Annotated in this window: 14 protein-coding genes; all 14 read left to right on the forward strand. The window is 67.8% G+C overall.

The window, feature by feature from the left end; all coding sequences use genetic code 11:
- Positions 1 to 24 precede the first annotated feature (24 nt).
- The 14 genes from ABIC63_RS10545 (at position 25) to ABIC63_RS10610 (ending at position 13,172) form a co-directional block, all read left to right on the forward strand.
- Positions 25 to 549, forward strand: coding sequence for a terminase small subunit-like protein (locus tag ABIC63_RS10545; protein ID WP_354319704.1), 525 nt, complete (start codon positions 25 to 27; stop codon positions 547 to 549).
- Complete coding sequence (locus ABIC63_RS10550; protein ID WP_354319705.1) at positions 542 to 2,065, forward strand: terminase large subunit domain-containing protein; 1,524 nt, start codon at positions 542 to 544, stop codon at positions 2,063 to 2,065. Before ABIC63_RS10545 ends, ABIC63_RS10550 begins: the two co-directional genes overlap by 8 nt.
- On the forward strand, positions 2,062 to 2,550 hold the full coding sequence (locus ABIC63_RS10555; protein ID WP_354319706.1) for a hypothetical protein: 489 nt from the start codon (positions 2,062 to 2,064) through the stop codon (positions 2,548 to 2,550). The genes ABIC63_RS10550 and ABIC63_RS10555 overlap by 4 nt, the downstream gene beginning before the upstream one ends.
- Positions 2,550 to 4,949, forward strand: a complete 2,400-nt coding sequence (locus ABIC63_RS10560; RefSeq protein ID WP_354319707.1) for a portal protein — start codon at positions 2,550 to 2,552, stop codon at positions 4,947 to 4,949. Before ABIC63_RS10555 ends, ABIC63_RS10560 begins: the two co-directional genes overlap by 1 nt.
- A gap of 13 nt (positions 4,950 to 4,962) precedes the next feature.
- Positions 4,963 to 5,601 (forward strand): DUF2829 domain-containing protein, encoded by a 639-nt coding sequence (locus tag ABIC63_RS10565; protein ID WP_354319708.1) that lies wholly within the window; start codon positions 4,963 to 4,965, stop codon positions 5,599 to 5,601.
- 2 nt (positions 5,602 to 5,603) lie between these two features.
- Complete coding sequence (locus ABIC63_RS10570) at positions 5,604 to 5,855, forward strand: hypothetical protein (RefSeq protein ID WP_354319709.1); 252 nt, start codon at positions 5,604 to 5,606, stop codon at positions 5,853 to 5,855.
- Between the two features lie 31 nt (positions 5,856 to 5,886).
- Positions 5,887 to 6,885 carry a hypothetical protein gene (locus tag ABIC63_RS10575; protein WP_354319710.1) on the forward strand — a complete coding sequence of 333 codons (999 nt, stop codon included), beginning with the start codon at positions 5,887 to 5,889 and terminating at the stop codon, positions 6,883 to 6,885.
- The gene (locus ABIC63_RS10580) at positions 6,882 to 7,103 is read left to right on the forward strand and encodes a hypothetical protein (protein WP_354319711.1); all 222 of its coding nucleotides are present in this window, start codon (positions 6,882 to 6,884) and stop codon (positions 7,101 to 7,103) included. Before ABIC63_RS10575 ends, ABIC63_RS10580 begins: the two co-directional genes overlap by 4 nt.
- Positions 7,104 to 7,230: 127 nt before the next feature.
- A complete protein-coding gene (locus tag ABIC63_RS10585) occupies positions 7,231 to 8,355 on the forward strand; it encodes a N4-gp56 family major capsid protein (protein ID WP_354319712.1) in 1,125 nt (374 codons plus the stop codon).
- 66 nt (positions 8,356 to 8,421) lie between these two features.
- A complete protein-coding gene (locus ABIC63_RS10590; RefSeq protein WP_354319713.1) occupies positions 8,422 to 8,868 on the forward strand; it encodes a hypothetical protein in 447 nt (148 codons plus the stop codon).
- A 94-nt stretch (positions 8,869 to 8,962) separates the two neighbouring features.
- Positions 8,963 to 9,709, forward strand: a complete 747-nt coding sequence (locus ABIC63_RS10595; protein WP_354319714.1) for a hypothetical protein — start codon at positions 8,963 to 8,965, stop codon at positions 9,707 to 9,709.
- Positions 9,710 to 9,716: 7 nt separating this feature from the next.
- A complete protein-coding gene (locus tag ABIC63_RS10600; protein ID WP_354319715.1) occupies positions 9,717 to 10,352 on the forward strand; it encodes a phage adaptor protein in 636 nt (211 codons plus the stop codon).
- Positions 10,349 to 10,945: a hypothetical protein gene (locus ABIC63_RS10605; RefSeq protein ID WP_354319716.1), complete on the forward strand. Its 597-nt coding sequence runs from the start codon at positions 10,349 to 10,351 to the stop codon at positions 10,943 to 10,945. Before ABIC63_RS10600 ends, ABIC63_RS10605 begins: the two co-directional genes overlap by 4 nt.
- Before the next feature lie 10 nt (positions 10,946 to 10,955).
- Complete coding sequence (locus tag ABIC63_RS10610) at positions 10,956 to 13,172, forward strand: hypothetical protein (RefSeq protein ID WP_354319717.1); 2,217 nt, start codon at positions 10,956 to 10,958, stop codon at positions 13,170 to 13,172.

The following is a 13,172-nucleotide window of genomic DNA, read 5'->3' on the forward strand; positions in this document are numbered from 1 at the left end:
GCACCACAGCCCGGTACGGCGCTGATGGTCATTCCGCAGCCTGAGCCCCTGACGCCCTGGGAGCAGTTCAAGTCTGAGCTGCCCGGCGCGCTGGACGAGTTCATGGCGTACATCGCCAAGGGTGGGCACATGGCCGCTTGGTGCGGCGCCCGCGGCATCAACTACACGACGATGCTGAAGTTCGTCCACAGCGACCCCGCTCGCAGTGAGATGTACGCGCGCGCACGGGAAGACCGGGCCGATGTGCTGGTGGACGAGATCGTGGCCATCAGCGACGAGGAGACCGTCGAGATCAAGGAGCCGGTGCCTGGCGTGCAGGTGGCGGTTTTCGACAAGACGGCCGTGGCCCGAAATCGCCTGCGGGTCGACGCTCGGAAGTGGGTCGCCGCCAAGCTGCGCCCGCGCGTCTACGGCGACAAGCTCGAGGTGGAGAGCACGGTGAACCACAAGGCCGTGCCCGACGAGGAACTGCTGGCCCGCCTGGCCGCGCTCGGCGTGGTGCTGCCGTCGATCATGCCGGCATCGGGCACGGGAGGCGGCAATGCTTGACCTCTCCACGCTGACGCATGACCAGCGCATCGAGCTGTCCGGCCTGCTGGCCGAGCTGGAGCGCCGGCGCAAGCAGCGGATGCTCCAGACCATGTTCCCGGACACGGGCCCGCTGCGGCGCGAGCTGTACCCGCGGCACATGGAGTTCTTCCGCTCCCTCGCGCCGGCTGCAGTCGGCACGCCGCCCGGCGAGAAGACTGCCATCGCCCGCGCCAGCGAGCGCATCTTCATGGCCGGCAACCGCGTAGGCAAGACCATGGCGGCCGGCACCGAGATCGCCTACCACCTGACGGGCCAGTACCCGTGGTGGTGGGACGGCCACCGCTTCGACAAGCCCAATCGCTGGTTGGCCAGCGGCGATACGCACGAGACGACGCGGGACATCATCCAGCTGAAGATGCTGGGCGCCACGACGGACCGCCCCGAGTCCTACGGCACGGGCCTGATCCCTGGCGAGGCCATCCTCGGCGTCGTCCCTCGGCCGCACGTCAAGGGCGCGGTGGAGAAGATCGTGGTCCGCCACGCCAGCGGTGGCGAGAGCGAGCTTTGGCTGCGCAGCTACGAGCAGGGTCGGGAGATCTTCCAGGGCTTCGAGCTGGACGGCTTCTGGGCGGACGAGGAATGCCCGCAGGACGTGTACGAAGAGGCGCTGGTGCGCCTGATGACGCGCAACGGCCTAGCCATCCTCACCTTCACGCCGCTGAATGGCCTGACGCCGCTGGTGCAGGAGCTGACGAAGCCCGCCAACGCCTACACCGACGAGGACGACCCGGACGGCCTGAAGCGCATGGCGGCCCGCGACCGCCTCATCGTGCAGTGCGGCTGGGAGGACGTGCCCCACCTGTCCGCCGAGGCCAAGGCCAAGTTGCTGGCGAAGCTGGCCCCGCACCAGCGCGAGGCCCGCACGAAAGGCATCCCCGCGCTGGGCAGCGGCGCCATCTACCCGGTGCCCGAAGGCGACATCGTGGTGGACGACTTCCTGCTGCCCGATCACTGGCCGCGGGCGTACGGCCTCGATGTGGGCTGGAACAGGACTGCGGGCATCTGGGGAGCGCTGGACCGCGAGTCAGATGTGCTCTACCTCTATGCCGAGCACTACCGCGGCCAGGCCGAGCCCAGCGTGCACGCGGCGGCAGTCAAGGCCCGCGGCGCGTGGATCCCTGGCGCCATCGACCCAGCCAGCCGTGGCCGCAGTCAAAGCGATGGCGAGCAGCTGCTGCAGAGCTACATCGACCTGGGCCTCCTCCTGAGCCTGGCCGACAACGGCGTGGAGAGCGGCCTGTACGACGTGTGGGAGCGCATGTCCACCGGCCGCCTGAAGGTCTTCAAGTCCTGCCGCAACTGGGTGGACGAGTACCGCATCTATCGCCGCGACGACAAGGGAAAGATCGTCAAGGAGCGCGACCACTTGATGGACGCGACCCGCTACCTCGTAAAGACGGGCCTGTCCTTGGCCCGCGTGAAGCCGCGCGAGCGGTCCAAATCGGGCCGACAAGGCTCATGGAGAGTCGTGTGAAAGAACTGTCCCTACTCGGCCCTCGCGGCACCCCCCTCGTTGAACTGGGCGGCGAGCGAGCCTGGCGCACCTTCACCAAAGGCGACATCGTGTGCAGCCTGCAGTGGCTGGACCTGCAGGCCCAGGACCCCGAATTCCCCGAAGAGGGCCCGATCCCCTGCATGGTGCTGCACAGCGCCTTCCGCCGCATGGACATCGGCGCCCACGTGATCCCGCAGCGCTACGCCTACCTCTACGGTGCGCGCGAGGGCAAGCCCACGCCGCACTTCTTCCGGGCCGTGTGCGACGCCTGCGAGACGCTGGGCTTCGACCGCAACGACAAGGCCGCCCAGCACCGCATGATGGATCTGGTGGTGGAGGGGCTGCCGGACCTCATCCTCATGCCCACCGAGCAGCCGAGCGACCTGGAGGTGCAGCGGCACCGCATGGGCATTGAGGTCTCCGTCAAGGCCGGCGGCAAGACGCTCCACACCGAGGTGATGTGATGTTCGAAGCCCGAGACAAGCCCGCCGCGCCCCGCGAGGAGCAGCCCGACCAAGAACATGGCATGCCCGCCGCGCTCGACGGCGTGACGCAGAACCTGAAGGGTCCCGAGTTGAAGGACGCGAGCCGCGACGAGCAGGCGAAGCATCGCCACTCGACCCTCATGGACCTGCTGGACTATGAAGCGGAGCGGCAGGCCGAAGAGCGGATGCAGATGCAGGTGGACGAGGACTACTACGACCACCTGCAATGGCGCCCAGAGGATGCCCAGGAGCTGATCCGGCGCGGGCAGGCCCCCCTCGTGTTCAACCAGTCCCGGCAGGCTATCGACTGGCTGTCGGGCACCGAGAAGCGCATGCGCAAGGACTACAAGATCCTGCCGCGCGAGCCGGGCGATGAAGCCGGCGCCGAGCTGAAGAGCAAGCTGGTGAAGTACCTGGACGACGTGAACCTGACCCAGTGGCATCGCAGCCGAGCGTTCAAGCAGGCTGTCACGGCTGGCCTGTCCTGGCTGGAGGAGGGCCTGAATCCCGACCCCGAGAAGGAGATCATCTACAGCGGCTGGGAGGACTGGCGCAACGTCTACCGCGACAGCCACAGCCGCAACCTCGACATGAATGTCGACGCCCGGTACCTCTTTCGGGCCAAGGTGATCGACCTCGACTATGCCGAGGCCCTGCTGCCCGGCTGTGAGGAGCACCTGCGAGCGGTGGCGAGCCGTATGGACGAGGACGCCGAGTGCGACGACATCTGGTACATGGGCCAGCGACTCACCGGCGCGTCCGAGACGGAGTGGGGCAGCATCCACAGCCTGGCCAGCTTCGGCGACCGGGCGGCGTACATGGGCCGCAACGGCTACTACGACTACGCGCGCCGTCGCAGCGTGCGCATGCTCGAATGCTGGTACCGCGTCCCGCAGCGCGTGAAGGTCTTCGCAGGCGGGCCGTTCCAGGGCCGCATGGTCAACATGATGGACCCGCGGCACCTGCAGGCCGTGAACGAGCGCATGCCGCTCTATGAGGCCGTGAAGATGCAGATGCGGGTGATGCTGGCAACCAAGTACTCCCCGCTGCGCGACATGGCCAGCCCCTTCCGGCACGGCCGATTCCTGCTCACGCCCATCTTTGCATACCGGCGCGCTCGTGATGGCGTGGCCTACGGCGCTATGCGCGGCATGCGGGACATCCAGGACGACATCAACAAGCGCCGCTCCAAGGCGCTGTTCGCGCTGTCGTCCAACCGGGTGATCGCGGAAGAGGGCGCCGTGGATGACGTGGACGAGGCGCGGGCTGAAGCGGCGCGGCCGGACATGTGGCTGACGAAGAAGCCCAACAAGGAACTGAAGTTCGAGAAGCCGCTCGGCGACTACCAGGGAAACCTCGAGCTGGCCGCGCAGAACACGCAGATGATCCGCGAGATCGGCGGTGTCACCGGCGAGAACCTGGGCCACGACACCAACGCCAACAGCGGCAAGGCCATCCTCGCCAAGCAGGACCAAGGCGCGCTCACGACGGGTGAGCTATTCGACAACCTGCTGCTGGCAATCCTGCAGGCCGGCAAGCTGCGGCTGTCGCACATCGAGCAGTTCTGGACCGAGGAAAAGGCCGTGCGCATCGTGGGCGAGCGAAAGCCCATCGAATGGCTTGAGGTGAACAAGTTCGACCCGGCCACTGGTCAGATCCTGAACGACGTGACCGCCCGGGAAGCGGACTTCATCGTGGACACGCAGGACTACCGCGCGAGCCTGGCCCAGGCCGCGATGGAGCAGATGTTCCAGCTGCTGGGCCAGATCGCGACGTTCGCGCCCCAGGTGGTGCTGGCGGTGCTGGACCTCGTGGTGGAGTCGGCCGAGATCAAGGACAAGGACGAGTGGGTCGCCCGCATCCGCAAGCTCAACGGCCAGCGCGACCCCAGCAAGCCTCCCACGCCCGAGGAGCAGCAGGCTGAGCAGGCGGCCCAGGCGAAGCAGGCCGAGGTCGAGCAGCTGGCCACGGACACGGCCAAGGCCCAGTTGGAGCAGGTCAACACCAACATCGAGCTGCTGCGCGCACAGATGAAGAAGCTGAGCGTGGACGACGCCATGAAGCGCGTCGAGACGCTCTACACCGCGCTGCAGGCCGCTCAGGTCGCCGCTACCACGCCGGGCGTGACGGGCGCAGCCGACGAGATCGCCAAGAGTGCTGGCTTTGATGACCAGCAGCCGGGCGGCATCCCCCAGACGCCGGCCACGCCGGGCGCCACGCCACCGACCAACACCGATCCCATGACGCCGGTGCCAGGCAGCCCGATGAACGCGCCGGCTGATCCGCTTCCTCCCGACCCGGGCCCGGCCACGGGCCTCGCAGGCGCCCGCGGCGGCATCGAGACGCCCACGGGCACCGACAACCTCCCACCCCAGTGAAAGGCAAGACGCCATGACCGACCCCACCAAGACCATCATCCCGCCCACCGTCGGGCGCGTCGTCTGGTATTACCCGGATCCGCGCAGCGGCGAGTCTGGCTTTCAGCCGCCATTCAAGGGCGCACCGCTGGCCGCCATCATCGCCTGCGTGCACTCGGCCACGATGGTGAACCTGACCGTGTTCGACGCCAACGGCGCACCCCACAGCCGCACGTCGGTGGAACTGGTGCACGATGAAAGCGAGCTGAGCAACGATCTGCGCCCCTTCTGCACCTGGATGCCCTACCAGAAGGGCCAGGCCGCAAAGACCGAGGCGGCAGAGCGGCGGGCGGCCGCTGTGGAAACGAAGACCTACGCCGACGGCACGGTGGTCACGGGCACCAGCCCGCTGCCCGACCTGTCGCCCAAGACCTTCAGCTTTGGCGTGGCCCTGGACCTGCTCAAGGACGGATTCCGCGTCAGCCGTGTGGGTTGGAATGGCAAGGGCATGTGGCTGGATCTGCAGCTCCCGGACGCCGGCAGCAAGATGACGCTGCCCTACCTCTACCTGAGCTACCCCACCATCGACGTGCGCACCACGCCGGGCGCGCGCGTGCCGTGGCTCGCGAGCCAGACGGACATGCTCGCCGAAGACTGGGTGCAGGTGCCCTGACCATGCAGAAGAGTCGCCACAGCCTCGCCCTGTGCGTGGCCGCAGGCCTGAGCATGACCGCGCTCGCCGTGGCCACGCCCGTGGAGCCGCGCGAGGGCATCACGCGCGGTGCGCACACGACGCGCCGCCGTGCCAACCCAGTGCAGCGTGTGCCCCCGCACCCCGACGCCGAGATCGCGCGCTGGAACGCCGCCGTCGATGCCAAGAAGGCGGCGAAGGCCGAGCGCAAGGCGCGCCGCCGCGCTGCTGCTTGACCACCCCACCATCCCCACAAGGCATGACACCATGACCATCGAACTGAGCGAAGACGACCTGCGCGGCCTGAGCGCCAACGAGCGCGCCGCGCTGCTGGCGGCCGCAGAAGACGACGAGGAGGGCGCTGTCGCCGAGGCGTTCGGCAAGGTCGCGACTGCGCCCGCCCCCGGCCCCGCTGCTGCTCCCGCCGGCGAGGAGGCCCAGACGGACCCCGAGGACGAGGCCGCCGCCGCTGCTGCAGCAGCAGCTGCCGCATCGCCTGCACCTGCTGCGGCCAGCCCGGCTCCCGCGGCCGCCACGCCCGCTGCTGCGCCCCCGATCGATCCGGCACCTGAAGCCGAGCCGCCCGCGGCCCCGCCGCCGCCCGCGCGCCACGCGCCCACCGACATCGCCGACCAGCGCAAGGCGCTCACCGCGCAGGAAGACGATTCGATGGCGAAGCTCATGGAGGGCGAGATCACGCCCGCCGAGCACGCCGCGGTGCGCGCCGAGGTGCGAGCCAAGCTCGACTCGCTGCTGCTGGCCGAGGCCCAGGATCGCGCCGCCGACGAGTTCGCGCGGCAGCAGATGGTCGGCCAGTACCAGGTGGACCTCGCGGAGACGGTGAAGGCGGGCAAGACCGTGGGCCTCGACTACACCAAGGGCGACCTGCAGAAGGAGTTCGACGGCGCCGTCGTCATGTTCTCCAACGAACTGGCGGCCCGCAACATCTTCGACCAGCCCGGCAACCTCGCGAACTCGCGCCAGGCGCTGAAGGAGGCGCACGAGCTGCTGATGCGCCGTCATGGGAAGGCGGCGGCACAGGCCCCGGCCGCTGCTCCCGCTGCCACGCCGGCCGCGGCGGGTCCGCGCCCGCCGGTGAACCGCTCGGCGCTGCCCACCACGCTTGCAGCCACGCCCGCGGCGGTGGACCCCTCGATCGCGGGCAACAAGTTCGCCCACCTGGAGAACATCACCAACCCCGCCGAGTTGGAACGCGCGCTGGCGCGCCTCAGCCCGTCGGAGCAAGAGGAGTACCTCGGCCAGTGACCTCGAAGCCCACCACCACCCTCATTCGCGACCTTCGGGTCGGCGAGTGCGTTTCGTTCGACGGAGGACGCATCAAGGTCTGCTTGCGCGAGAAGAGCGGTCGCGCCGCGCGCCTGCAGTTCGAGGTGCCGGAGGCGGTGGGCATCGACAAGCCGCGCCAGGCCGCCAACGACGAGGCGGCGGAGCCTGCGACCCCCCTTGATTCTGCGACTTTGTGATATAGGCTTCACGCCACTGAATCCGCCGACGCGCGCGTATGCGTTGGGAGCGGGAACAAGGCCGCCGGGGGCAACCCGGTTCTGAGCGCAAGACGTGCTCCATGCCGTGAGGCGAAGGAGCACGATCGTGCGCACCCTGATCGGGGTCAACGACCCCCAAGCAGTCAAGAAGTGGAGCTCGCTGATGGCCGTGGCCATCAACAAGGCTTCCTACTGGGCGAAGAAATTCGTCGGCGAGGGCAAGGACGCCCGCCTGCCGATCCAACGGATCGATGACCTCGAATCCGGCGCGGGCGACGAGGTGCTCGTTGACCTGCTGATGCCGATGAACATGGAGCCGCTCATCGGCGACCAGACGCTCGACGGCAAAGAACAGCCCCTGAAGTACTTCACCGACCGCCTGCGCATCGACCAGGTGCGTGGTGGCGCGGACCTGGGCTCGCGCATGACCAAGAAGCGCACCCTGCGCAACCTGCGGTCGGACGCCAAGCGGGCCCACACCGACTGGTGGAAGCGCTTGATGGACGAGCTGTACTTCATCTACCTGTCCGGCTCCCGTGGCACCGGCGGCGGCTTCGTCTGGAGCGCGAACAACCCGTTCTTCACCGTCAACCCGTTGACGGATCCCGACTCCATGCACCAGATGTATGGCGGCTCGGCCACGTCCAAGGCATCGCTGACCTCGGCGGACACCATGAAGCTGCGGCTCATCGACAAGGCGGTGGCCAAGGCCGAGACGATGGGTGGTGATGGCACCGACGAGCTGTCGATGATCCCCATCAGCATCGAGGGTGGCGATCACTACGTGGCCCTGATGCACACGTGGCAGTTCGACGCCATGAAGCAGGACGTGAACCCCGGTGGCTGGCTCGACATCCAGAAGGCCGCCGCTGCCGCCGAGGGCGCCAAGAACCCGATCTTCCAGGGCAACAAGGGCATGTACAACGACGTGATCCTGCACACGCACCGGAACGTCATCCGCTTCGGCGACTACGGCGCCGGTGCGAATCTGCCGGCCGCTCGCGCGCTGTTCCTGGGCTCGCAAGCGGCATTCGTGGCCTACGGCGACAACGAATCCGGTACGCGCTACCAGTGGACGGAAGAGAGCAAGGACCACGGCAACAGCATCGCCATCGGCACTCACGCGATCCTGGGCGTGAAGAAGGCGACCTACAAGTCCAAGGACGGCCAGACGCAGCGCGACTTCGGTGTCGTGGCCATGGACACCTACTGCGCCGACCCGAACGCCTGATGACCACGGGCCCTGCTGCGGCAGGGCCTCATCAGCGCATCGCTCATCCCATTCAAGGAGTCCGAAATGTCCCGAATCCTCTCCGAACTGCTGACCGGCAAGAAGAACGGCCCGCTGCCCAATGACGGCGGCGTGTCGGAGATGCCCGTCACCGTCGTGCTGCCCGCCGCGCTGGCCGTGGGCGACCTCATCGAGCTGGTGGATCTGCCCCAGTACGTCAGCCTGGTGGACTACGACGTAATCGCCCCCCAGCTGGACAGCAACGGCGCCCCTACGCTGGCCGTGTCCATCGGCGAAGAGAACGCCGGCCTCACCGACCTGGCCACTGTCTACGAGGCCGGGCTGACGCCGGGCCGCGGGGCCAGCGGCAACGTGGTGCGCTGCGGCAATGCCGCTGCATCCCAGGCCAGCGTGGCCGCGTCGCGGCGCATCGCCCTCAAGGTCACCACCGCTGCGGCCACCTATGCCGGCGCGGGCAAGACCATCACCTTCGTCCTCCACCTGCGTAGCTAACCACCGCGGGCCCCGGAGTGTGTGCATGGGGCGCTGCTGCGGAGTAGCGCCCCTTTTCTTTGTCCATCACCCAGCCAATCACCAGGAGCGCAAGATGCAGATCCACGCTTACCGCCGCAAGGAGCCGACGCCGGTCGAACTCTTCGGCAAGAACTACCTCTTCACCCCGAACCCGGCCGGCCACTGCGTGGCGGACGTGGCGGACGGCCGCGCCATCGCGCGCCTGCTGTCCATCCCCGAGGCCTACCGCGAATACGACGCGGCCACGGCGCCCGCCGTCTCCAGCGCCCCCGCGCCGGCGCCCCTGGCCACCCCCATCGCTTCTGCGCCGCAGGCGACCACCGAGACGGACGACGACGACGGCCCCGAGCCGCTGAAGGGCAGCGACTACCTCCCGGCCGTCATCGAACTCGGCTACGGCAAGACCGTCACGATCGGCGAGTTGGTAGCGCTGGCCCAGGCCCGCGCCGGCCTCGATGCTGAGGAATGGAACCTCAACGACGACGAGGACCGCGAGAGCTTGCTGCAAGACCAGGTGGACGCCATGCGTGCCGAAGTCAGCGCTATTGCGAAGGCCGAGGAGGCTGCCGAGGAGGCTGCGGCGCGCGCGGCCAGCACCCCCGTCCCACCTGCTGCTGTGGGCGGAGACGACGGTGCCGACACGCCCACCACCGGCATGGTCGTCACGAACGGCGAGCAGAGCATCGACATCGGCGCCATGACCGCCGCCCAGGTCCGCGCTTTCGCGGCCGAGGCCGGCGTCGAACTGCCCAAGGGCAACAGCGTGAAGGTCGCCGACCTGCGCACGATGCTCTACCAGGCGCTGACCAAGCCCGCCTGAGCACGACATGCAGGCCTCGGACATCATCGCCAGCGCGCGGATCCTGCTCACCGACCCCGACAAGGTGCGGTGGGACGATCCGACGCTGCTGCGCTGGCTGAACAGCGGCCAGCGGCAGATTTGCGCTGTGCGCCCGGACGCGAAGTCGGTCCGTGCAGACCTGGCGCTAGCGGCCGGGGTGGAGCAGACCATTCCCGCCAACGGCTGGAAGTTCCTGTCCGCCCTGCACAACGTCGGCAGCGATGGCAGCCGCGGCCGCGTCTTGACGCTGGTGAGCCGGGACGAACTCAACGCCATCGATGTGTCGTGGCCCGCTGCGTCCGGCCAGGCCGTGCAGAAGCACTACACGGTGGACGAGGACAACCCGCGCATGTTCGAGGTGTGGCCGCCGTCGATGGGCGGCAACAAGCTGCGCATCAACTACGCCGCCCTGCCCACGGACTGCACCACGCTGTCGTCCGATGTGGACCTGAGCGACGTGTACGAGGGCCCGCTGGTGGACTGGATCTGCTACCGCGCCTATGGGCCGGACAGCGACGACACCCAGGATGCGACCCGGTCCGCCACGCACCTGTCCGCCTTCATGACCGCCCTGGGCGTGAAGAGCCAGAGCGATGCCGCCACGGCGCCGAAGCGCAAATGAAGCCCTTCAGCGCGTTCCTGCCCGACCTGCTGCCCCTGGTGCCGAACTGCCCGGAGCCCGTGGCCGAACTCGCCCTGAAGCGCGCCACGCAGCGCTTCTGCGAGCTGTCGCGCGCCTGGCGCATCGACCTCGATCCCGTCACGCTGATCGCCGACATCGACCTCTACGACCTGGAGCTGCCCATGGCCGCCGAGCTGGTGCGCATCGAGCGCGCCAAGCTGGACGGCCTGCCGATCCGCGTGGCACCCGTCGATGAGGAGTGCTCGGAACGAGACTACATCCGCTGCCCCGACGGTCGGCAGATTGTGGTGGCTCCGGTGCCGGTCGGCACGCGCTCGCTGGTCATCACTGCCAGCCTGAAGCCCGGCAACGCCGCGCAGAGCGTGGAGGACTTCATCGAAGCCCGCCACCGCGAGCTGATCGCCCGCGGCGCGGCCGGCCGCCTGATGCAGCAGCCGGGCAAGGTGTACAGCGACGCCAACCGCGGCCTGGTGGAGGTCGCCGCCTTCGAGGCCGAGTGCACCCGCGTGCGTGAGCAGGCCCGCCGCGGCTACGGCCGCGTGCCGCCGCGCGTGATCCCCAACTTCGTCTGACGGAGCAGCCGTGAGCCTGCCTCTCCCCACCTGCCAAGTTCGTGTCGTGGTCTTCGATTCGGCCGGCGGGGCACCCGTGGCCGGCGCGCAGGTGCAGGCCCAGCTCTCGAGCTACGACGTTGGCGATGGGTATGTGGTTCCGCGCCTGGTTGTTGGCACCACGGACATCGACGGCGAGGCCTTCCTGGACCTGTGGCCCAACCAACTGGGTAGCAGCGAGTCCTTTTACACGGTCACCATCACGGCGCCGAACGGGAAGCGCCTGCGCACCATCGCCGTGGTGCCGAATCAGCCCACGGCCGACCTGCAGGACATCGCCGAACTGCCGCCCTATGACGGGAAGCCAGACGCAGCGATCTACCTGAACACCGTCGTTCAGGCGGCCCAGGATGTCACACAGAAGGCCCAACAGGTCAATGATGATGCTGAAGCGGCCACGCAGGCCGCTGGCATCGCGATTCAGAAGGCGAACGACGCAGGGCAAAAAGCGAGCGATGCGGAGCAATTTGCCTCCAATGCGGCGGGCTTCGCTGATGCAGCAGCAGCATCGGATGAATCCGCTGGGCAACATGAAGCCGCGGCGGCAGCACAGGCGGGTGTTGCTACGGCGGCATCCAACAATGCGCAGGCCGCGTCCCGTTCTCCAGGGACTTGGACTTTCCTGGCTGGACTCACGCCGACCGTCATCGGCGAGGGGGCTGAGGTACCAGACAGTGACACGGGCACCCACGTTGATCCTTCCACGTCGCTTCCGGTACCCAACGCCGGGCGGTACAAGGGATTTGCCACGACGCTGGGTGCATGGGAGCGCATTGGGCCCACCGGTCTGTATGGAAAGACGAGTATTGCGGTTGTCAACCAAGTCCCTTCAGTCGTCTACTTGTACGGGCAGCAACTGGCCGGGTGGGTCAAAGACACGAATGGGCGCATTGGCGTCGGCATCGCGCAGGACAGCACTCTCCTCGCAAAGCTGCCCCTCGTCCAAGGCTCCGGGATCACCATTACGCGCTCGGCTGCTGACGGCAAATACACCATCGCTTCCACGGGCGGGGTGACTGGCGTTACTTCCGGCCTCAACGCCATTTCAGCCGCCATCAATGCAGGCACCCTAAAGGTCTCGCTCGGCACGACTGAGGGTGTTGTGCCAGTCGGTGGCGGGTGGATTGATGGACGGGGCCTTAACGTCTACATCGGCGGCGTGAAGGTCGTGGGTGGCATCAAGGGCACCGATGGTCGCTGGCCCATCTGGGTCGGAGAGGACGGCAAGGGCCACGTCCACGGGCTCGTCGTGCCGACGCCCGCCGACTACCTGCTGAAGGAGGCGGCAGCCTACGGTGACAGCCTCACGGCTGGCGCCGGCGGGGGTGGGTCCACCATCATTGGCGCGCTCGCGACCGCGCTGGGCATCCCTGGGTTCAACCGTGGCATCGGCGGGCAGACTTCCAACCAGATCGCGCAGCGCCAGAGCGGCAACGTCGTCACGGCGACGCTCTCGGGGAATCAGATCGTTGCGGGCGCCAACACGGTGACCGAGTTCAATGGCGCTGCTGTGGCCGGCATGTCCACGAACGGCGCCCGCGACCAGCCGCTGTCCACGGCATCGGACAACACGACGCGCAGCATGTCGGTCAGCCTGTGCGGCGTGACCGGGACGCTCACGCGCACGGCGAACGCCGCGCCGTCTACCGTCGAGGGCTACACGTTCACGCCAGACGCCGGCCAGGCACTGCCGGTGACATGCCCGACTCAGTCGCCCATGCTTGTGCTGTCCAACGTCTTTGCAGACACGCGGCGCATCAACATCCTCTGGCCAGGGCGCAACAACGATTGGACGTCGCCGACCCAGATCATGAGCGACCTCGACGCGATGACAAAGGTGCTCATCGAGGCCGGGAACCGGCGCTTTGTCGTCATGACGGTCATCAATGGCAACTACGCGGCCGAATATGCCGGTGCCTCCCGGTACGTGCAGCTCATGGCGATCAACCGAGCCATCATGCGGCGCTACCCGAACAACGTTGTGGACGTGCGCTCGTACCTCATCAACCGCGCGCTGGCTTACCTTGGAATCACTCCCACTGCGCAGGACCTGATTGATATCGGAAACGACACGGTGCCGACCTCCTGCCGGGCCGTAGGCGACAACATCCACCTCAACGGGATCACCTACGCCGCCATCGGCGCGAACCTGCTGGCCCCGTTCATCACTGCGAAAGGATGGGTCTAA

The sequence above is a fragment of the Pseudacidovorax sp. 1753 genome (assembly GCF_040544975.1).
Classification (GTDB): Bacteria; Pseudomonadota; Gammaproteobacteria; order Burkholderiales; family Burkholderiaceae_C; genus Xenophilus.

Excerpts from the sequence above, each read along its gene's own strand:
- ABIC63_RS10545 (WP_354319704.1), top strand. The coding sequence starts at position 25 with ATGGTCATTCCGCAGCCTGAGCCCCTGACGCCCTGGGAGCAGTTCAAG.
- ABIC63_RS10550 (WP_354319705.1), top strand. The coding sequence starts at position 542 with ATGCTTGACCTCTCCACGCTGACGCATGACCAGCGCATCGAGCTGTCC.
- ABIC63_RS10560 (WP_354319707.1), top strand. The coding sequence starts at position 2,550 with ATGTTCGAAGCCCGAGACAAGCCCGCCGCGCCCCGCGAGGAGCAGCCC.
- ABIC63_RS10565 (WP_354319708.1), top strand. The coding sequence starts at position 4,963 with ATGACCGACCCCACCAAGACCATCATCCCGCCCACCGTCGGGCGCGTC.
- ABIC63_RS10570 (WP_354319709.1), top strand. The coding sequence starts at position 5,604 with ATGCAGAAGAGTCGCCACAGCCTCGCCCTGTGCGTGGCCGCAGGCCTG.
- ABIC63_RS10575 (WP_354319710.1), top strand. The coding sequence starts at position 5,887 with ATGACCATCGAACTGAGCGAAGACGACCTGCGCGGCCTGAGCGCCAAC.
- ABIC63_RS10590 (WP_354319713.1), top strand. The coding sequence starts at position 8,422 with ATGTCCCGAATCCTCTCCGAACTGCTGACCGGCAAGAAGAACGGCCCG.
- ABIC63_RS10595 (WP_354319714.1), top strand. The coding sequence starts at position 8,963 with ATGCAGATCCACGCTTACCGCCGCAAGGAGCCGACGCCGGTCGAACTC.
- ABIC63_RS10600 (WP_354319715.1), top strand. The coding sequence starts at position 9,717 with ATGCAGGCCTCGGACATCATCGCCAGCGCGCGGATCCTGCTCACCGAC.
- ABIC63_RS10605 (WP_354319716.1), top strand. The coding sequence starts at position 10,349 with ATGAAGCCCTTCAGCGCGTTCCTGCCCGACCTGCTGCCCCTGGTGCCG.